This window comes from Streptococcus sp. HMSC067A03, from assembly GCF_001814295.1.
Taxonomy (GTDB): domain Bacteria; phylum Bacillota; class Bacilli; order Lactobacillales; family Streptococcaceae; genus Streptococcus; species Streptococcus constellatus.
Genome location: NZ_KV815682.1, coordinates 1 through 20,298, shown reverse-complemented (window position 1 = coordinate 20,298; position 20,298 = coordinate 1). Strand labels below are relative to the sequence as shown.

Below are 20,298 nucleotides of genomic sequence, written 5' to 3'. Positions count from 1 at the left end.
TATCCAGCCGCTTCTATAAACCATAGAAGCTCTTTCTTTTGTAAAACAATTCAATTATTTAGAAAAAGGAACAATATGGGACTTAAACAACTCGAAGACGTGACGTATTTCCGTCTGAATAACGAAATCAACCGTCCAATCAACGGACAAATTATGCTTCACAAAGATAAGGAAGCTTTGGAGGCATTTTTTAAAGAAAATGTGGAACCAAATACCAAGCAATTTTCATCTATTACTGAAAAAATTCACTTTTTAATTCAAGAAAACTATTTAGAAAAAGAATTTATCCAACTTTATAAACCTGAATACATCGAAGAACTGGCTGCTTTTATTCGTGAGCAAGATTTCCATTTCAAGTCTTTCATGGCAGCTTATAAATTCTATAATCAATATGCTCTCAAAACAAATGACGGCGAGTATTACCTCGAAAGTATGGAAGAGCGTGTTCTTTTTAATGCGCTCTATTTTGCAAACGGTGATGAAGCAATTGCCAAAGATATTGCTAATGAAATCATTCATCAACGTTATCAACCTGCTACTCCAAGTTTCCTTAATGCCGGCCGGTCTCGTCGCGGAGAACTAGTCTCCTGTTTCCTCATTCAAGTAACGGATGATATGAACTCTATCGGTCGCTCGATCAATTCAGCTCTGCAGCTATCTCGGATTGGCGGCGGTGTTGGAATTTCCCTCAGTAATTTGCGTGAAGCTGGTGCTCCTATCAAGGGCTATGAAGAGGCCGCATCTGGAGTGGTGCCAGTCATGAAACTTTTTGAAGACAGTTTCTCATACTCTAATCAACTAGGTCAGCGTCAAGGGGCTGGAGTAGTTTATCTCAATGTCTTCCATCCGGATATTATCTCTTTTCTTTCAACCAAGAAAGAGAATGCCGATGAAAAAGTGCGAGTGAAAACTCTTTCTTTAGGTGTTGTCATTCCAGATAAATTTTACGAATTGGCTCGCAAGAATGAAGAAATGTACCTTTTCAGTCCGTATTCTATCGAACGTGAATATGGCGTTCCGTTCGCCTATATTGATATTACCGAAAAATATGACGAATTGGTTGCCAATCCTAAGATTAACAAAACAAAGATTAAAGCTCGTGATTTAGAAACCGAGATTTCCAAGTTGCAGCAGGAATCTGGCTATCCTTACGTCGTCAATATTGACACCGCTAATCGTGCAAATCCAGTGAATGGTAAGATTATCATGAGCAACCTCTGCTCTGAAATCTTACAAGTACAAGAACCTTCATTGTTGAATGATGCGCAAGAATTTATCAAACTGGGAACAGATGTTTCTTGCAATCTCGGTTCTACCAATGTGGTTAATATGATGACTTCACCAGATTTTGGCAAGTCTATCCGAACCATGACTCGTGCTCTGACTTTCGTTACAGATAGTTCCCACATCAAAGCTGTTCCAACCATTGATCATGGCAACAGCTTAGCTCATACTTTTGGGCTAGGCGCCATGGGCTTGCACAGTTACCTAGCTCAGCAATTGATAGAATATGGCTCAGCTGAATCTGTTGAGTTTACTAGTATTTACTTTATGCTCATGAATTATTGGACCCTTGTTGAATCCAATAATATTGCCCATGAGCGTGGTATGACCTTCCATAACTTTGAAAAGTCTGACTACGCAAGCGGTTCATACTTTGACAAATATGTGACTGGCGAATTTGTACCGAAATCTGATCGAGTGAAAAAACTCTTTCAAAATATCTTTATTCCGTCTGCCAAAGATTGGACTGAGCTGCGTGAGAAAGTCATGACAGACGGTCTTTATCATCAAAATCGCTTGGCTGTTGCGCCAAACGGATCTATCAGCTATATCAATGATGTATCTGCTTCGATTCACCCGATTACCCAACGCATTGAAGAACGCCAAGAAAAGAAAATCGGAAAAATTTACTATCCTGCTGCCGGTCTGTCAACTGAGACTATTCCTTACTACACTAGCGCCTATGACATGGATATGCGTAAGGTCATTGATGTCTACGCTGCAGCCACTGAGCACGTGGACCAAGGGCTTTCTCTGACTCTCTTTCTACGCAGCGATATTCCTCAAGGTCTCTATGAATGGAAAACCGAGAGCAAACAGACCACCCGCGACCTTTCTATTCTGCGCAACTATGCCTTTAACAAGGGGATCAAATCTATCTATTATGTCCGCACCTTTACAGATGACGGCGGTGAAGTCGGAGCCAATCAGTGTGAAAGTTGTGTGATTTAATTTTTTATGGTTACAAAAAAGCAACATTATTATCCAAGAACATTACTAAAACATTTTGCCAATAATGATAATAAATTATATGTCTATAATCACAAAGCAAACAAAGAACAGTATGTTCATTATGAAAATATTTGTTATCAAAACTACACTTATGAAGAAATAGACACAAAAGGTCAACGGAAAACTGATAATATTCTCGAAGAAAAATTGAGCCATTATGAAGGAAAAATTTCCAAAGTTGTTTCAAAGATTTTAGACACAGAGATAGATAAAATTTCTATATCTGATGAAGAAATAAAGATTGTTTGGACATATCTGTTTTTACAAGAAATTAGGACAAACTCTGGAAGAGTCCGAATTATTACGAATTTTGAAAACAATTTTTCAAAACCTAGAAAATCTCCTATTGAGCTAAATGAGATTGAAAATCATAAAGAGAAAATACAAAAATTCAACAAAATCTTTAAAGAAAAAAATAACTTAGAAGATCTTTTGAAATATTTTAAAAAGCCAAATTCTATGCATTTCCATATTGCTATCGGTGATGGATTTATTACAAGTGATAATCCTGTTATTTCTACTTTTGGACCTCAAAATAAACCAAATGGATTTCAAATAATATTTCCTATCAGTCCCAATTTTTGCTTAGAATTTCAAAATGATGATATTAATAGTTCAAACAATTTATTGGTTCAAATGACGCTCGATAAAATTCAATATGTCAACAAGGCAACAATAAATACTGCTAATTACTATATAATATCAACAAACAAGTTTGATATTACTCAACAATCTTATATTTATAATCGTTTTAACAATAAAAATTGGGAAATGCCTTATCCTCATTCTAACAATTGATGTTAGTGATAATATTTTAATCAGGAGAAAAATATGTCAACCTACTACAAAGCCATTAACTGGAATGCCATCGAAGATGTCATTGACAAATCTACTTGGGAAAAACTAACCGAGCAATTCTGGCTCGACACACGAATCCCTCTTTCCAACGATTTAGATGATTGGAGAAAATTATCAGCTAAAGAAAAAGACCTTGTTGGTAAAGTCTTTGGCGGGCTGACACTTCTTGATACCATGCAATCTCAATCTGGTGTGGAAGCTATTCGAGGAGATATTCGCACGCCTCATGAAGAAGCTGTGCTAAACAATATCCAATTCATGGAGTCTGTTCATGCTAAGTCCTATTCATCTATTTTTTCGACTCTTAACACAAAATCAGAAATTGACGAAATCTTTGAATGGACCAATACCAATCCTTATTTACAAAAGAAAGCTGAGATCATCAATGAGATTTACCTCAATGGAAATGCACTCCAAAAAAAAGTCGCTTCAACTTTCCTTGAAACCTTTCTTTTCTACTCTGGTTTTTTCACACCTCTTTACTATCTTGGGAATAACAAATTAGCCAATGTCGCTGAAATCATCAAATTGATTATCCGTGACGAATCCGTTCACGGTACTTATATCGGCTACAAGTTTCAACTTGGTTTCAACGAATTGTCAGAAGAAGAACAAGAAACATTCCGAGAATGGATGTACGACCTGCTATACACCCTCTACGAAAATGAAGAACTCTATACAAAAACACTCTATGACGCCATAGGATGGACAGATGAAGTTATGACGTTCTTGCGCTACAATGCTAATAAGGCGCTCATGAATCTCGGACAAGATCCACTTTTCCCTGACACAGCTGACGATGTCAATCCGATTATCATGAATGGTATCTCAACTGGAACTTCTAACCACGATTTCTTTTCTCAAGTTGGAAATGGTTATCTTCTTGGTGAAGTTGAAGCCATGCAAGATGACGATTACAATTATGGATTATAAAACACCTGCTCATTAAAATAACATTTGATAACATAAAAACACGAATGAGGTAACACCAGCAAATAGCTGGAACCAAAACTCCATTCGTGTTTTTATTGTAATGATGGCACTATTTTTAGATCACTATTGAAACATCGCAATCAGCATGATTATAGCTGCTGGTGTATTGTTTAAGATATGTACAACGATTGAATCTTTCAGATTTCCCCGACGTGCAAATGCGGCATAAAGCACTAATCCCATTGCAAAATATAATGGAAATTCTGTCCATTTTGAAATATGAGGAAGTGCAAAAATGATAGATGTTATGAGCGCTGCCACTATTTTTTGATCTTTTTCAAAGAAAAAGATCGTCGCAAAACCGCGGAACACCAGTTCTTCAATTATCGGAGCTATCACTGCAACCGTCATCACATATAACAAAGCAAAAAAGATGTGATCAACTGACATAATTTTTCCTAGACTTTGTAAAGCGTTATCGTTGCTGGTTGTACTTTGCCCTGTTAACAGAATATTTAGATAAGTTCCAACTACTGCTACCACTCTCGCCACTAAAAAGAATAACAAGGCTTTTCCTAAATCTCCCCAGGAAAACGACAGAACTTTGACGTCTTTTGAGATATGTGTTTGGTATCTTCTCCATAAAGTGCGGATAGCAAAAAACACGAGCACAAGGTAGGCTAAAACCAGTAAAATTTCTGTATATATTGGTAGATTTTGTCCTTTTGCTAAGAATAACATAGGAATGCCATTGATGACCATAACTAAAACAATTAATCCCAATAATTTTAAAATTCCAAGTCCTATATGGGCTATTTTTTTCATTAAAGATTCTCCCTTTCTCACTAGTTATTTTACAGTGTTTACGGCTTATTTAAAATTATTTTTCACCATAGAAAAGTTCATCACATTGACGTATAGTGGATAAATACTACAATTGCAATGGGAAGATATTGAATCTCACGTAAGCTAAGCGAGGTGACAAAGATGAAAACGTAAAGTACTGGCAAAATAAACTGATTTAACTGAAAAAGGATTTTAAAGTTCTGCTTATAATACGCTTCTCGTTCTGCTTCATCATAAGTTTTCATAAATATTGAAATGTCTTCAGGAAATGCAAACGTTGGTAGTTTAAAATGCCTAACCTGCTCAATTGTTTTTTAAAGGTAATATTGCCTATATATGACGAAAGACAAGGTTAAATAAGAAAACAAACTGATTCTAAGTGAAAAACTATTTTTAGTGATAGCTAAACTAAGTGAAGTTAGTATATCAAAAATTACCAAAATTGTCATCACATCTAGGGAAATGGTGCCGTATTCCAGATTTTTAAACATCTTCTGGTAAAGCTGCTCAATTAACTCATTTTCTTTTCTTGATTCCGATTGTTTCTGAATTTTCCGACTAGAAGATAGTAAATAAATCATCGTGCAGAATAAAATCAGATTGAGCAAACGAATAATCCATCCTAAAAGTGTACTATTTAAAAAAGTTGGAAAATGGAAAGTTTCGAGTCAGCTATTGGCTACAAAAATTCCCATCAAAACACTGACTATCATCAAATCACTAATTTTCATCCATTTTTTCATTACTATTCTCCTCTAGATAAAATACATTTTCTACGTTTTCTCCAAAAATATGAGCAATCTTTAAGGCAATAATAACAGATGGAGCATACTCTCCCCGTTCGATTAAACTGACGGTTTGTCGAGAAATTCCTGCTTTTCTGGCTAGTTCTGTTTGATTGAGCCTATCTCTTGCTCGAAGTTCCTTGAGCCGATTTCTCAACTTCATACCATATTCTCCTTTCACAATTTTATTACAACATATATTTGTCATTTTGACAATTATTATTATCAAAATAAATATTATCATTTTCAATTTATAGTATACAGCTATCCAATCCATATAAAAATCCCCCAAAGTTAGTTTGTATCCAACTTTGAAGGAATTCTTCAAGATGATATTGACTTTCTTGCTTCAACTATTCATTATTCTTTTTTGAACGTTTTGCTAAGATAAAGATCACAATTCCTAAAATAACGATCCCTACTAAACCAAGGAAAGTCACTTTTTCACCAGTTGATGGAAGAAAACCACGTTTGTTTTGCTTTGGCGCTTCTTTTACAACTTTATAATTTATTTTGTAAGTAGAGAAGTGAGTTGTTTTAAAGCTAATCGTTTTATCTTTATTGAGAACAAAGTCAAATTTTTCTGCTTGTTTACCATCTTTCATAGCATAAACAGATTCCACCGTAGCACCTTGTTTCACTGGTACTGTCACTAATGTGGAGCTAACTTGTGACACTGCTTCACCTTTTGGATTGGTCAAAGTAATATCATAGCTATCTGCATTTTCTTCAATTGTCTTTTTAACTGCTAATTTGAGATTAGCCTTTACTAAATCTGCATTTTGCAAACGAACACCTGTAGCTGTATCCACTAAGGTATCAGAAGTTTCGTTTGGTTTTGGTTTTTCAACATCTGATGAACTAGATGTAGAAGTTTCGTTTGTACTTGACGAAGATTGAGATGTAGACGAAGTTGAAGATGACTCACTTGTACTTGAAGATGGTTCTGTGCTAGAACTTGGCGGTGTTTGCTCATTTTTGATCTTTTCTTCCATTTCAGCTTCTAGAGCTTTCATCTCTTTAAAGACTTTTTCCGCACGTGCCATACTAGCTGCAGTCACTTCTTCTGACGAAGCTCCGCCTGCAGCTGCGTATTGTTCGTCAGCCTTAGCTTGTTCTTCAATCCATTGTGCTTCTAAAGCTTTCCATTTTTCCTGTACACTATTGCCAAATAATTTTTGGTGTTTGGCCGCCATATCGTAAATGTGAGATGCAACCCAATACCACGAATTTTTGTCGTACTTCGTTGTATCAACTTGGTAAGCTGAATACGTATTGGTAATATTTCCATAATATGGTAGGTATGGAGCGAAACGAGGACTCCCAACGGAAAGCCACATCGTACCACCACCCATGCTGGCAGGGATATTATCTTTCAATTGGAAAATGTGTGCTTCCATTACGTTTGGATTGCCAAGCGGATATTTATAGACTGGATCTACTTTTCCACGTTGCGGAATCCCTTTACCATCTAATTCCATTTGGTCTAGTGGTTTGAATTGTGTTCCTTCAAAACGATTCCGCTGCATCCGCATCACATCTGCAACGCTAATTTTTTTATTACTAGATTGCAACAAATCAAAATATTTATCATCATAATTGATTGGTGCATCTGGATTTAAAGCCTTAATACCTGCCCAAGCACGCGAACGATCTGCCTCTGACATTGGTGGATTATAAGATTGGGAGATATGAAATTTGCCATTGATTTCTTTATAAGAATGAGCATCACGCGCTACTTTTTCCACATTTTCTGAAGCAATGACATTTTTCTTGTCATTAAAATCAACACTTCCTAAGAAGAAAGTATTAGGGAAAACACTATATTTATCATCGGGATACTTAATGGCAACATATTGGTGGCCAGAGAGGATTTCCATGTACCAAACACCCGTCTTATCCGCAATTGTCACAATATTGCCTTCAGCAGCACCCTGCTTTTTGACAATCTCCGCGATGAGTTCCACACCTTCACGAGCCGTTTTTACATGTGGTAAAACGACTGTAGTCATAATAGATTCTGCTAAACCTTTTTTTACATAAGGATCAACTTTTTGAATAGCTTTATTTGCTTTTGCAGAAACAGTGGCTGATATAGATACTCCATGTTCATTGAAGCCTACTTCGTCAAAAATACCTTCTTTTGGCGTAACGTCTGAAACCGAAGTGTATTTATAACTCCGAGCAGGTAACTGCCATTCAAAACCATTGGCTTCATCAATCAGTTTTGCACCTGCTTTATTGTCCTTAGCTGGATGGACTTTATAAACTTTATTATGATGAGGCTCCAAATCCTCTGTACGACCATACAAAGTCGAACCATCTGCTGTCAAGTTCTTCCCAACAATAAAACCTGTACAAGCTTCAACTGCTTGGAAAGGAAAGAGAAAGAGAGCAGATAACAAAATTGTTAAACGAAAAATAAATTTTTTCATATATTTCTCCTTTTATCATTGCATGTTGAATACATCAACTTTTTATAAATAAGAGCGATACACACTCTTATCACCTTTTTAAAACCGTATACCTTAAATTTAGTATACTATTTTAAATCTATTTTAGCAAGCGCTTTCATGTATAATTTATGTATTAATTATTCTTTTTGTCCTAACATTTACAATAAATACCCAGGAAATCATTCCTGGGTACATTGTTCATATTGTGAGATTTTTTGCAGTATTTTTTGGTAATCACTTGCTTCTAAATGATAAATTAACTCCTCTGGGCTATAGAAATTTTTTCTCAAAAAGAAATCGCTCGGTAATTCTAATCCCAAAGTATCCAAAACAGTCTGAGAAAATGTTGTATAGGCAAATCCAATAGCTGTGATAACATTCTTATCTTTTACAACTGGCTGATGGAGCATACTTTCTTTTTCCAAAAAAGAAAAATAGTCTACCAACTCCATATATAAACCGCCTGTATAATATCGATTTCTCAATAAACCAGCTTTTCCCAAAAACATAGGTGACGAAGAAATAGCAGCTACTATTGTTCGCTTGATATCTACATTTTTCAAAAAAGAGATGAGTCTAGAATCATAGAGACTAACAAAAGGCTCCTGTGTACCTGGCAATATGATACAATCATACACTACACCTTGAACTTCTTTAAAAGTAAAATCCGGAATAACTTGTAATCCTTCTTCACTTGTATAAATTTTCTTTTCTGAAGCAAGATAGTCCAAAGACTGCCCAAAAGAAAGACAAAGAATGGATGTCAAAGTTGTGATTTCCTGCAATGAGCACGCTGGATACAGTAAAACTGCTATTTTCATAGAGGCTCCTTTTAGAAACATAGATCAAATGTTTGCTACACTTGCTTTGCCAGATATACAAATTCCATTTCATTCTGTATGATTGCTGCTATCCAGATAGGCGTATAGTTATCATCCTTTATAAGAGATTTTATTTTCTATGCTTTTCAGGATCCCAAACAAAGCTTGCGATAAAACTAAAAACAAATGTCAACAAGCCAACAACAAGGGATAGTAAGAGGGCAATCAAACGTGGCAACAGCAATAATATATTCGGACTTTTTTTGACTTCAAGAGCTGCTACTTCTGCATCTAAACGATCAAATGCTGCCTGAATGCGACGTGCTACTTCTTCCACGCCTTCATCATTCATCTTTTTGATGTCTGAAATATCAATCGGATGTCCAAAATCCATGTCTACACGTTCACCTTTTGCCAATCCTTTCAAATGCATTGGACCAACATAAACGACTGGAAGAATCCGTACCTTTGCCATTTTCGCAATCAGGGCTACACCGCCCTTAACATCTGTCGAATGCCGACTTCCACTTGGAAACATAATCAACGAGCGATTGCTTGATTTCAGCATTTTTACAGGGTATTTGATAGCGGATGCTCCAGGATTTTCACGGTCAATCGGAAAAGCACCACACATCCGAATCCACCAACCAAAAACGCGATTCGTGAATAATTCTTTTTTTGCCATAAAAATAAATTGCTTGGGTCTTGTAGCGAAAGCCATATAGACTGGATCCCACCATGTACGGTGCGGAGCAACTAAGATATAATTTTCCTCTTGATCTGGAATATTCTCCAAATGGTGGTAGTGTACATTGCCATTTAAAGCCCATAAAATCAACATCACCAATCTTCTCAAATATCTATAAAACATCGGCTCTCCCTTCTTATTTCTTCCATTATACCTTATCCAATTCTTGCTCGCAAACTTTTTTCGTCATAAAAGTGTCGCAGCCGAATGGATTCTATTAGAAATTTTACTAAAAAAATGGTATGATTATCCTCATGAACACGAAAGAATTTACGGGATTAACCCACCAGCAAGTCCAAGAAAAAATTACACAAGGACTCACTAATGATTTTACAGTCAATACAAGTATCAGCACTTGGCAAATCATCAAGCGTAATGTTTTTACGCTATTTAATGCGTTAAATTTTGCAATCGCTGTCGCTATCGTTTCTGTTCAAGCATGGAGCAACTTAGTTTTCTTCGCTGTTATCTGTTTTAATGCTTTTTCTGGAATTGTCACCGAATTGCGCGCTAAGCACATGGTCGATAAGCTCAATCTCCTAAATAAAGAAAAAATTAACGTTATCCGTGATGGGCAAACCACCCCTATTGATCCAGAAAATTTGGTTCTAAATGATGTCATTCGCTTAACTGCAGGGGAACAAATTCCAAGTGACGCAACTGTTTTAGATGGTTTTGCAGAAGTCAACGAAGCTATGTTAACAGGAGAAAGTGACCTTGTACAAAAGGAAATTGGAGATCAGCTTCTCTCAGGAAGCTTTCTTGTCAGTGGTCATGTAGTAGCTGAAATCACCCATGTTGGATCTGATAACTATGCTTCTAAACTGATGCTAGAGGCTAAGACTGTCAAACCAATCAATTCTCGTATTATGAAATCCATGGACAAGATTGCAGGTTTTACAGGAAAAATCATTATCCCTTTCGGAATTGCGCTCTTTCTAGAAGCTCTCTTGGTAAAACATTTACCTGTCAAAGACTCAGTTGTCAATACCTCAACGGCTCTTCTAGGAATGCTACCAAAAGGAATTGCTCTTTTAACGATTACTTCTCTTTTAACAGCTGTCATCAAGCTGGGTTTACGAAAAGTCCTTGTACAGGAAATGTACTCAGTCGAGACACTTGCTCGTGTTGATATGCTCTGTCTCGATAAAACAGGTACGATTACCCAAGGTAAAATGCATGTTGAAAGAGTCACCCCGCTCACACAAGATTTTTCAGAACAAGCAATTGCTGATATTCTTAGTGCTTATATTGCGGCAAGTGACGACAATAATCCTACTGCACAAGCTATCCGCAAACAATTTACAAAATTGTCAAATTACCAAACTAGCAACATTATCCCATTTTCTAGTGATCGTAAATGGGGGGCCATGGAAATGTCGAACTTAGGTACTGTCTTTCTCGGTGCGCCTGAAATGCTCTTTCATGAAGAAATTGAGCTAGCACAGGAAGCTCAAAAGCGTGGTTCGCGTGTGCTCGCTTTAGCTATTAGTCCTGAACGCATTGACCATAAACACATTCACTTACCAAGTAGCATTCAACCCATTGCCATTTTAGAAATCACAGATCCGATTCGTGACGGAGCAGCTGATACTTTGGAATACTTACGCTCACAAGAAGTGGGCTTAAAAATCATCTCAGGTGACAATCCAATTACTGTATCAAACATTGCTGCAAAAGCTGGTTTTTCAAATTACCAAAGTTATGTTGACTGTTCAAAAGTAACGGATCAAGAATTGATTGAGTTGACAGAAAAGACAGCTATCTTTGGCCGCGTTTCTCCTCATCAAAAGAAACTTATCATTCAAACCCTGAAAAAAGCAGGGCATACCACAGCAATGACTGGTGACGGAGTCAATGATATTCTAGCCTTACGGGAAGCAGACTGCTCCATTGCCATGGCTGAAGGGGATCCTGCAACACGACAAGTTGCCAATCTGGTGTTGCTTAATTCTGATTTTAACGATGTACCTGAAATTCTCTTTGAAGGACGCCGCGTCGTTAATAATATCGCCCGCATTGCACCAATTTTCCTCATTAAAACAACTTATTCGTTCATTTTGACAATCATTTGTATTTCCAGTATCTTACTGGGTCGAGCAGAATGGCTCTTAGTCTTTCCATTTATCCCCATTCAAATCACCTTGATCGACCAATTTGTTGAAGGTTTGCCGCCCTTTGTCCTCACCTTTGAGCGGAATATCAAACCTGTTGAACAAGATTTCCTTAAAAAAGCAATTTTCAAGGCGCTACCTAGCGGGCTAATGGTCGTCTTTAGCGTTTTATTTGTCAGTATTTTCGGTGGATTGCATAGTTGGTCACAACTAGAAATCTCAACTTTGCTTTATTATTTATTAGGCTCTATCGGATTTCTATCTGTTGTCCGAGCCTGCCTTCCGCTCAATCTCTGGCGGATTCTACTTATCCTCTGGTCGCTCATTGGCTTCTTCGGAACAGCCATTATCCTGCAAAAGTACATTGAAATCACTACCTTAACCAGCAACAGTTTGCCAATCTATTTCATTCTGATGCTCCTCTTTACAATTACTTTTATTGTTGTGACACACAGACAGAATGAACGGGAACAGAATTTGTAAAATTTAACCTATAGCAGTAAGAAAAACCGTACATTTTTGTCTTACTGCTTTTTTTTATTGCTTCTTTTCCTCTACATCATGATATAATAAGGGTATATGGCAGAAATTCTTTTAAAAGACGGTGAGCGAATCAATCAGCTCTTTTCTACTGACGTCAAAATTATCCAAAATCGAGAGGTCTTTAGCTATTCAGTAGATAGCGTGCTCCTCTCCCGCTTTCCAAACTTACCTAAGCGTGGTCTTATTGTGGATCTCTGTGCCGGAAATGGTGCTGTTGGACTTTTTGCAAGCACGCGCACGCAAGCCCAAATCATTGCTGTTGAGATTCAAGAACGTCTCGCAGATATGGCCCAGCGCTCTATTGAGCTAAATAATCTAACCAGCCAAATGCAGGTCATTCAAGATGATTTGAAATATCTCACCAGATATATCAGTGGTAGCAAAGTAGACATGATCCTCTGCAATCCGCCTTATTTTAAAGTAGATGAACATTCTAATCTCAATGCAAGCCGACATTATTTGCTTGCACGTCATGAAATTGCGACAAATTTGGAAGAAATCTGTCAAATTTCTCAACGGGTTTTAAAATCAAACGGACGTTTAACAATGGTCCATCGTCCTGAACGCTTCCTTGATATTATTGAGACCATGACAGCTCACAATTTAGCTCCGAAACGTATTCAGTTTGTTTACCCAAAGGCAAATCGAAAAGCCAATATGCTTCTCATTGAAGCTATCAAAGACGGCTCTCGCGACGGACTAAAAATCCTGCCACCGCTTTTCATTCATAATGAAGATGGCAGCTACACTCCAGAAATTCATGAGATTTACTATGGAAATTAAAGCCTATATGTACGTTCTGGAATGTTCCGATGGCTCTCTTTACACAGGGTATACGACCGATGTCAAAAAACGAGTAGACACACATAATGCTGGAAAAGGCGCCAAATATACCCGTGCACGATTACCCGTTACGCTTTTGTACCAAGAAGAATTTCCTGATAAACCTTCTGCCATGTCAGCCGAGGCCCTCTTTAAAAGAAAAACACGACAACAAAAATTAGAATATATTGCAGATAAGAAAAAGTAGAAAGTTTTATTGCTTTCTACTTTTTTGCAATGATTTACTTAATACTTTGCTTAGAGAGAACAGCAACAAATACACTTAGAAAAACAACGCCAATACCAGCTAGATATGACATGCTAGTAACGGTACTTGGTAATAGTTCATTGGATTTAGCTAATTTTTCGTAGCTTGTAGTAGGCAAAGTTTCTTTGGTTTTAGTTATTTGAGAGGTCTCTTCGTTTTTATTAGACAAATCAGAATCTGTCAATCCAGCATGAGAGTTTCCTCCTTTTTGTTCTTTGTTATCAGAATTTTCCTTTATTTTTTTACCATCTTCATGCTGAACAGTAGAAGAAGACTGGTTTTCTAGTGGTACAAGTGCTTGAATGGCAGTCTGTAAAGCTTCGCTTTCTGCATTAACTTCTGCTTGTGTTGTATCATTTTTTTGTAAAACAGCCTGCACCTCTTCTACTTGAACTTTCAATTTAGTAAGCGAATCTTTTGTATAATGTGTACCTTTTGTCAATTTTTCTTTTGCAGCAGAAATTGCTGTTGCCAAATCTGTTTTATCCACATCTTCTTTGGTTAAAAGCAAATCGTCAATCGTCCCCCAAGAACCTTTATTTGCTTTCACAGTCACTCCCAATGTCACCTCTGTCTCTTTTGTCAATGTAAAGCTCAATTTCTTACTTTGTTTTTAAAAAATTATACAAAATGATAATAATGTTTAATTTTGAACTCTTTTATTCCATATTTGAAAAAGTTCACTTCTGTGCAATCCCATTTGGAATAATGACTTCTTGAAGAAGTTTCTCTTCTTCCTTGATACGATTATATAAAACAAAAGCATAAAAAGGAAACAAGACACAAAATGAAAGAAGCGCATGGCAAAGCAGTGCTAAACCAATCAACTCTGGAATGATATTCAAGAAATAATTTGGATGTTTGACATAGCGGAAAAGCCAATGATCAACAAATTTATGATTCTTAACCAGCATCAATTTTACAGTCCAAATGTCACCTAAGAGCTGTGTCACAACATAAAGCATGAACATGGAAAATACTAATAGTCCTAGCCCCACGCTACTGAGCGCATCAAAACGAACCTGACGTATTGTGGCTTCAACAAAGCAAGAAAGATAAAATAAAATATGAAGAATAGTGATGTACTTGGTATTTTGTACCCCAAATTCTTGACCGCCATTTGCTAGTATCGCTTTCTCATTTTTAATAGATATTTTCAAAAATACCAATCGAAATACAAATACAGCTAAAACAATGAGTCCTGATAAAGTCATACGACCTCCTTATAAAAACAAAATTAACTTCATTATATAAAGAGAAGATTCTATGAGTCAATACTTTTAAAAAATATCATACAGATTTTAGAAAATCTTTACATAAATCATACTTTCAAAGCAGGACAATAGAAAAGTGACAGCTCTATTGAACTGTCACTCAATATAAAAACAACTTAGTTAACGAATTTCTCGTGTTTGCACTATTTTTTTGCACCAGCAAGCACTCTTTTTAGGATAACGCTCTTGAGTTTCAAAGTCAACATAGAAAAGATCGTAGCGTTTTTCATAACCGTTGGACCGAGAAAATACATCCATCAGCAACCATAAGAAGTAGCCTTTTACATTGACGCCGTCCGCAATAGCATCAGCTAAAACTTCCAAATGTTTCTTAACATAGTCAATCCGAGCATCATCATAAACCATATTATCTACAAACTCATCTTTATAGCCTAAACCATTTTCTGTAATGTAAATTTTCTTATAATTGGATAATCTTTAACAATACGCATAATCATATCATAAAGACCTTTAGGGTAAATTAGCCAATCCCAATCTGTTCTTGGAATATCCACATCAAATTTATACTCGCAAATACCTTTTAATGCATAAATAGACATTCCTTTTTCTCCTGCTCCATTTAAATTAAGGGGATTATATACCTGTTTACACAACTACAAAGTATAGTTGTCAAATTTACAAAAATCTTATTTTAAGATACTATATATTGTGATTAGGGTAAAGTGCTATATAGTTCCCTAAAAATTTACAAACTTGTTAGTTTCATTTCCTGAATAATCCTTTTCACATCTTCTAGCTCTACTTTGGGAGTCCATTGCAAACAGTTAGCTGTCGCATAAGCACAGGCACGAATAACGGCTTCTCTATCAACTAATCCTTTATTTTCTAATGAATAACAGAGACTACCTAAGAAGAAATCACCTGAAGCAATTGGATTTTTAACTTGAATTTTTGGAAAAGTGAGCTGAAAAATATCATCTTGCAAACGCGCAACAACTCCCTTTTCTCCCATTGTTACAATGAAATATGGAATTTCAGCGTATTCTTTGAGAAGATTCACTGCTTCTTCTGCCGATTCAACTGATCGCCCTGTTAATTCTGCTAATTCTTCATCGTTAATTTTTACAACTTTAGGCTTAGCTGGAAGAGCTGCTTCCAAAGCTGCACCACTAGTATCTACTACTAAATTCACATCTTCTGGCAAAAGACGACCAATTTGCGCGATATAATCATCCGGCATCCCTTTCATCAAAGAACCAGAAAAAACAACACTATCACCAGATTGAACGTGGCTTAGAAGCCTTGTCGTAAAATGTTCTAACAATTCCTCACTCAGCTCAAATCCTGCTTCGTACACAAGGTAGTTTTTTCCTGATTCTGTATCAACCATAATCGTGCACGTACGTGTATTCTTATCAACTTCTGTCACAACTAATGGAATTTGATTTTCTTTATTTAGTTGCTGAAGATATTCCCCCATTTTGCCGCCTAGCATTGTGTGAATACAAAAATTCACTTGCTCTTCGCCTTTCTCGCAATTCAAAACATAAGCAACATTAAAACTTTTTCCGCCAGCATTTTCGTGCACTTGAATTGGTCGATTGACCACATTTTCTTTAAAATGGCTAAGTAAAACAGTCCGATCCAAAGCTGGATTGGGACAAACCAAATGAAGCATCTTTTTTCCTTTCTTTTTCACGTAAAAGCCAGACTATTTCAAAAGGAATAGCCTAGCTTATTGTTATTTTATTTTGCATTTGCAGCGTATTCTTCATTTCGCTTAATCATTTGCTTTCTATACCAAGCAAAAATTCCGATATAGAATGCTAAGAAAAGAAGCACTCCAATAATCGCTTTAACATCACCTGTTGTCGCATTTCCAATTGTCCAGCCGAATAGTTTTTCAATCGGTCCTTCAAGAGTAGAGTGAGTAATTAATTGTGTGCTTGCTACACCTTTAGGGAACGCATCTACACCTTTCGCTAAATCAGTAACAAATGGTGCAATAAGGGTTCCTGAAAGAAGGAACAATGGAAGCAGTAAGGTTCCAAAAACAATCATCCGAATCAATTTACCGCGTGTGACAACCAGAAGGGCTGGTGTGACTCCCATAGCGATAATTCCTGCCAACGGTAAAATTCCATTTCCAACTTTTGATAAAAGAATAGCTTCAACGAGCATGATTGGAGCCAGTACATTAGCACATGCCCAAATTTCAGCGCGACCAGCGATAAATGGCCAGTCAAGACCAATGTTGAATTTACGACCCTGCAAACGTTTCGTTGCAACATTTGTAATACCTTGCGACAGTGGTTCTACGGCTGCGATAAACCAAGAACCAATCAATGAGAACAATTCCAAGCAGACACCAGCAGTCAAACCAAGCGATAACCAACTTTTGATAACCAATTCCCATGATTTAGCTTCTTCTACACCTGCAACTGGATGCGGTGTTCCCATCACTCCAATAACAATACCGAGAATAAAACCGATGAAAAATTTAGAACCCCAGAAACCGATTTTCTTATTGAGCTTTGCAGCGTCAAAGTCATATTTATCAAGCCATGGAAAAAATTTATCAAAAATTTTATCCAACACCATAATAACTGGATTCATCATATAATTCATGTGAGTTGAAGTCATCGGCGAAGAACTTGGTGCATTGAGCAAGTCGTCAAAAGTTGGTTTCATCAAGTCTGAATTGATGATTTTCATCACTCCGACTAGCACAACCGCTAAGGTGGCAACAAAGAGAGAAACACCCTGACTCACACCGTTATTATCAGCATACCATTTAATCAACAGACCAGTAATTGACAAATGCCAAATGTCAAAAATATCAACATCTAGAGTATTTGTTTTCTTGGTAACTAACATAACTACATTTACAATGAGCATGATGAGCAAGAAATAAAGTGTCCAAGCCGAACCCCAAGTAATCGTTGCCAAAGGCGCCCATCCAACATCTGTAATGTTCAATTTAATCCCTGTATTTTCAACAAATTTTGTCAATGAAGCAGAGAAAGCACCGTTCAACATTCCGATGATGGCTCCAATACCAGTAAGAGCAATAGCCAATTTAATACCGCCTTCAAGTGCTTTTGAAAATTTTACTCCAAAAAGCAAAGCCAAAGCAGTCAAAACAATCAGCATAATAATTGGTGCACCCATATCTAGTATGGGTTTAAAAAATTTATTAGCTAAGTCAATAATGACATTCATAAATAAATCCTCCCGATCATATTTTATTGAATTGTATTTTTTATTTTATTAAGCTCTATTAAAGAATTTAGTGCAAACCATGCTCTTTGATAGTTGCCTCAATATTGTCATAGACAGGCGCGCTCATAGCTGGAATCCGAAACAAGATAGGCCCTGCTTCAATAACAGGAATTCCTGGTTCAAAGCCTAAATCTGTCGCTGCTATCGGCGTGAAAATATCATAACCTTTTATCAAGTCTTCATTGACATCTTTGACCATGACAGCATCACATTGGACATCATAACCACGATTAGAAAGTTCTTCTTCAAGAGCACTCTTGATTTGATGGCTAGAATTTACCCCCGCTCCACAGGCTGCTAAAATTTTAATCATTTTAAAATCCTCCGTTTTTTATTTTTAATAGTTTAATCCTTGATTGTTTCTGATAAATAATGAAATATTTTTTCAGAATTGTTTAATTGTGATAGCGCATACAATTTTCCATCTGCTGTAAAGAAATCCATTAGCTGCGCTAAAATATTGGTCTGGCTCGCATTAGAATTATTGATAATAAAGAATAAGAGCGAAACCTCCACTTCTTTTGTAGGAGCAATCATATTATGAAAGATGACTGATTGTTCTAATCGTACCACTACTACTTTTTCTGCCAAATTGTGTGCTATATCCGTATGTGGAATAGCTACATTAGGTAAACCTTTTCCCAAAAATTCCATGTCAAGTCCTGTCGGAAATGACTTTTCTCGCTCAATCAAAGCCTTTTTATAAGAAGAGGTCACAATCTTCCTTTTTTCAAGAAGATCCGCAACTTGGCTAAAAAGATGCTCTTTATTGTCAGCTTGCAGACAAAAGACTAAATCTTTATCAAAAAAATGATTAAGTCCCATCTTATCTTCTCCTTCTGTTTGTTTGTTCTATTTTGTTTACAAAATCATTATATAATTATTTGAAAGCGTTGTCAATAGTTTATTGTGTTTTGTTTTGTTGTTTTATATTTGACATTGTTTGTTTTGAACGTTATAATATTGTTGTAAAATAAAAAAGGAGGTATAAACATGAAAGTTATACTAGGGACAGACCTTGATGGTTTTGAGTTAAAAAATAAAGTGAAAACTCATTTGCTTCAGCTCGGTTATGAGATAAAAGACCTTAATGAGCAAGAAGGGGCTGTTGATTTTATAGATTCAACAGTTGCCCTTGTAGAAGAATTACGAAAAGATGATACTACTCGTGGTATTTTGTTTGACCGTTTTGCTGTCGGCTCTTACATGGTCGCAAATAAGCATAGAGGTATTATCTGTGCTGCTGTTTCAGATGAACATTCGGCCATGATGACAATTCGTCACAATTCTACTCGTATCATCACTCTCGGATCTGCAATTCTTGGTGAAGAATTAGCCAATGCCTGCGTGGATGCGTATTTAACTGCAGATTATGATGCGGGTCGTCACCAAGTACGGATTGATATGTTAAATAAATTGTGCTAGGAGGGAAATGCTATGAAAATTGCACTTGGTTGTGATCACATTGTCACAGATACAAAAATGAAAATCTCTGAACACCTAAAAGAGCTTGGACATGAAGTCATTGATGTCGGTACCTATGACTTTCACCGTACTCATTATCCCATCTTTGGTCGCCTAATCGCAGAAAATGTCGTTTCCGGAAATGCCGATCTTGGAATTGCTCTTTGTGGAACCGGTGTCGGAATTTCTGCTTCTGCCGACAAAGTTCCTGGTACACGTGTTGCCCTCGTTGGAGATGTCTTAACAGCACGATATGCCAAAAAAGAGCTTAATGCCAATATCATTGCTTTCGGCGGACGCATTCTGGGACAAAATCTCATTAACAACATTGTTGATGTCTTTCTAGAAACCAAATACGAACCAACAAAAACTAATCAAAAATTAATTGAAAAAATTGACAAGGTCATTGAAGTAAACCCTGAAATTGCAAAAAATAATCATATCTTTGACGAAGAAAATGCCAAATGGGATCGCGGCGAATACCATGATTGATAAAAAACATATAAAAAAAACTTAGATATATGGTACTAGCTCCATAAAATGAGACATAAGAAAACCACTTCTGTTGAAATCTAGGAAACTAGAAACAGGAGTGTTTTATTATGCTCAAAAAAACCTATTCAGTGGAAACTAAGTTAGCCTGTATCGAAATGAAGAAGGCAGGTAAGTCTAACAAGGTCATTAAGAAGACGTTGGGATTGAATGATGGTCAGATTTATACATGGATGAGATGGCATAAGAACGAAGAGCTCCACCGTTTCCATCCACCTGTTGGTAAGCAAGATTCCTACGGTAAAGGTCTGGAGGAGCTATCTGAAGTAGAACAAC

The 20,298-nt window shown here is 36.6% G+C and carries 20 protein-coding genes and 2 pseudogenes; 9 read left to right on the top strand and 13 right to left on the bottom strand.

Annotation, left to right across the window (positions count from 1 at the left end):
* Positions 1-75: 75 nt before the first annotated feature.
* Genes nrdE through nrdF form a run of 3 tightly spaced genes read left to right on the top strand, consistent with a single transcriptional unit; the run spans position 76 to position 4,086 of the window.
* Entirely contained in the window at positions 76-2,235 is a 2,160-nt protein-coding gene (gene nrdE, locus HMPREF2963_RS07925) for a class 1b ribonucleoside-diphosphate reductase subunit alpha (protein WP_058669728.1), read from the top strand.
* Between the two features lie 6 nt (positions 2,236-2,241).
* Entirely contained in the window at positions 2,242-3,093 is an 852-nt protein-coding gene (locus HMPREF2963_RS07920; protein WP_070669349.1) for a DUF4238 domain-containing protein, read from the top strand.
* A gap of 33 nt (positions 3,094-3,126) precedes the next feature.
* Positions 3,127-4,086: a class 1b ribonucleoside-diphosphate reductase subunit beta gene (gene nrdF / locus HMPREF2963_RS07915; RefSeq protein ID WP_020997963.1), complete on the top strand. Its 960-nt coding sequence runs from the start codon at positions 3,127-3,129 to the stop codon at positions 4,084-4,086.
* A gap of 123 nt (positions 4,087-4,209) precedes the next feature.
* Here the strand turns inward: nrdF and HMPREF2963_RS07910 are convergent, their stop codons facing one another.
* The 6 genes from HMPREF2963_RS07910 to HMPREF2963_RS07885 form a co-directional block, all read right to left on the bottom strand.
* Positions 4,210-4,911: a CPBP family intramembrane glutamic endopeptidase gene (locus tag HMPREF2963_RS07910; RefSeq protein ID WP_070669348.1), complete on the bottom strand. Its 702-nt coding sequence runs from the start codon at positions 4,909-4,911 to the stop codon at positions 4,210-4,212.
* Between the two features lie 80 nt (positions 4,912-4,991).
* Positions 4,992-5,177 carry a DUF3169 family protein gene (locus tag HMPREF2963_RS09615; RefSeq protein ID WP_148132074.1) on the bottom strand — a complete coding sequence of 62 codons (186 nt, stop codon included), beginning with the start codon at positions 5,175-5,177 and terminating at the stop codon, positions 4,992-4,994.
* A gap of 475 nt (positions 5,178-5,652) precedes the next feature.
* On the bottom strand, positions 5,653-5,880 hold the full coding sequence (locus tag HMPREF2963_RS07900) for a helix-turn-helix transcriptional regulator (RefSeq protein ID WP_006268209.1): 228 nt from the start codon (positions 5,878-5,880) through the stop codon (positions 5,653-5,655).
* Positions 5,881-6,070: 190 nt separating this feature from the next.
* Positions 6,071-8,152 (bottom strand): C69 family dipeptidase, encoded by a 2,082-nt coding sequence (locus HMPREF2963_RS07895; protein ID WP_070669347.1) that lies wholly within the window; start codon positions 8,150-8,152, stop codon positions 6,071-6,073.
* A 200-nt stretch (positions 8,153-8,352) separates the two neighbouring features.
* The gene (locus HMPREF2963_RS07890) at positions 8,353-8,994 is read right to left on the bottom strand and encodes a DJ-1/PfpI family protein (protein ID WP_070669346.1); all 642 of its coding nucleotides are present in this window, start codon (positions 8,992-8,994) and stop codon (positions 8,353-8,355) included.
* A gap of 130 nt (positions 8,995-9,124) precedes the next feature.
* Positions 9,125-9,865 carry a lysophospholipid acyltransferase family protein gene (locus tag HMPREF2963_RS07885; protein ID WP_003073160.1) on the bottom strand — a complete coding sequence of 247 codons (741 nt, stop codon included), beginning with the start codon at positions 9,863-9,865 and terminating at the stop codon, positions 9,125-9,127.
* A 119-nt stretch (positions 9,866-9,984) separates the two neighbouring features.
* Between HMPREF2963_RS07885 and HMPREF2963_RS07880 the strand changes: the two genes are divergently transcribed.
* From HMPREF2963_RS07880 to HMPREF2963_RS07870, 3 genes are all read left to right on the top strand, one after another.
* Positions 9,985-12,339 (top strand): cation-translocating P-type ATPase, encoded by a 2,355-nt coding sequence (locus HMPREF2963_RS07880; protein ID WP_070669345.1) that lies wholly within the window; start codon positions 9,985-9,987, stop codon positions 12,337-12,339.
* A gap of 96 nt (positions 12,340-12,435) precedes the next feature.
* A complete protein-coding gene (locus HMPREF2963_RS07875; RefSeq protein WP_006269645.1) occupies positions 12,436-13,182 on the top strand; it encodes a tRNA1(Val) (adenine(37)-N6)-methyltransferase in 747 nt (248 codons plus the stop codon).
* Positions 13,172-13,429 carry a GIY-YIG nuclease family protein gene (locus tag HMPREF2963_RS07870; RefSeq protein ID WP_003031921.1) on the top strand — a complete coding sequence of 86 codons (258 nt, stop codon included), beginning with the start codon at positions 13,172-13,174 and terminating at the stop codon, positions 13,427-13,429. The genes HMPREF2963_RS07875 and HMPREF2963_RS07870 overlap by 11 nt, the downstream gene beginning before the upstream one ends.
* A gap of 34 nt (positions 13,430-13,463) precedes the next feature.
* Here HMPREF2963_RS07870 and HMPREF2963_RS07865 read toward each other — a convergent pair whose 3' ends face one another.
* From HMPREF2963_RS07865 to HMPREF2963_RS07830, 7 genes and pseudogenes are all read right to left on the bottom strand, one after another.
* Positions 13,464-14,039, bottom strand: a complete 576-nt coding sequence (locus tag HMPREF2963_RS07865; protein WP_261786515.1) for a hypothetical protein — start codon at positions 14,037-14,039, stop codon at positions 13,464-13,466.
* A gap of 130 nt (positions 14,040-14,169) precedes the next feature.
* Complete coding sequence (locus tag HMPREF2963_RS07860; RefSeq protein ID WP_037598530.1) at positions 14,170-14,703, bottom strand: isoprenylcysteine carboxyl methyltransferase family protein; 534 nt, start codon at positions 14,701-14,703, stop codon at positions 14,170-14,172.
* A 180-nt stretch (positions 14,704-14,883) separates the two neighbouring features.
* Positions 14,884-15,344, bottom strand: a pseudogene (locus HMPREF2963_RS09130) (family 1 glycosylhydrolase); the annotation flags it as partial.
* Between the two features lie 125 nt (positions 15,345-15,469).
* A complete protein-coding gene (locus HMPREF2963_RS07845) occupies positions 15,470-16,402 on the bottom strand; it encodes a 1-phosphofructokinase family hexose kinase (protein ID WP_070669342.1) in 933 nt (310 codons plus the stop codon).
* A gap of 68 nt (positions 16,403-16,470) precedes the next feature.
* Complete coding sequence (locus HMPREF2963_RS07840) at positions 16,471-17,946, bottom strand: PTS galactitol transporter subunit IIC (RefSeq protein ID WP_003068407.1); 1,476 nt, start codon at positions 17,944-17,946, stop codon at positions 16,471-16,473.
* A 67-nt stretch (positions 17,947-18,013) separates the two neighbouring features.
* The gene (locus HMPREF2963_RS07835; RefSeq protein ID WP_006269633.1) at positions 18,014-18,319 is read right to left on the bottom strand and encodes a PTS sugar transporter subunit IIB; all 306 of its coding nucleotides are present in this window, start codon (positions 18,317-18,319) and stop codon (positions 18,014-18,016) included.
* Positions 18,320-18,351: 32 nt separating this feature from the next.
* A complete protein-coding gene (locus HMPREF2963_RS07830) occupies positions 18,352-18,831 on the bottom strand; it encodes a PTS sugar transporter subunit IIA (protein WP_006269673.1) in 480 nt (159 codons plus the stop codon).
* Positions 18,832-18,999: 168 nt separating this feature from the next.
* Here HMPREF2963_RS07830 and lacA point away from each other — a divergent pair, with 168 nt between their 5' ends.
* The 3 genes and pseudogenes from lacA to HMPREF2963_RS07815 form a co-directional block, all read left to right on the top strand.
* Positions 19,000-19,431: a galactose-6-phosphate isomerase subunit LacA gene (lacA, locus tag HMPREF2963_RS07825; protein ID WP_037598516.1), complete on the top strand. Its 432-nt coding sequence runs from the start codon at positions 19,000-19,002 to the stop codon at positions 19,429-19,431.
* Between the two features lie 12 nt (positions 19,432-19,443).
* Positions 19,444-19,962, top strand: a complete 519-nt coding sequence (gene lacB / locus HMPREF2963_RS07820; RefSeq protein WP_006269641.1) for a galactose-6-phosphate isomerase subunit LacB — start codon at positions 19,444-19,446, stop codon at positions 19,960-19,962.
* A 110-nt stretch (positions 19,963-20,072) separates the two neighbouring features.
* A pseudogene (locus HMPREF2963_RS07815) lies at positions 20,073-20,298 on the top strand (IS3 family transposase); the annotation flags it as partial.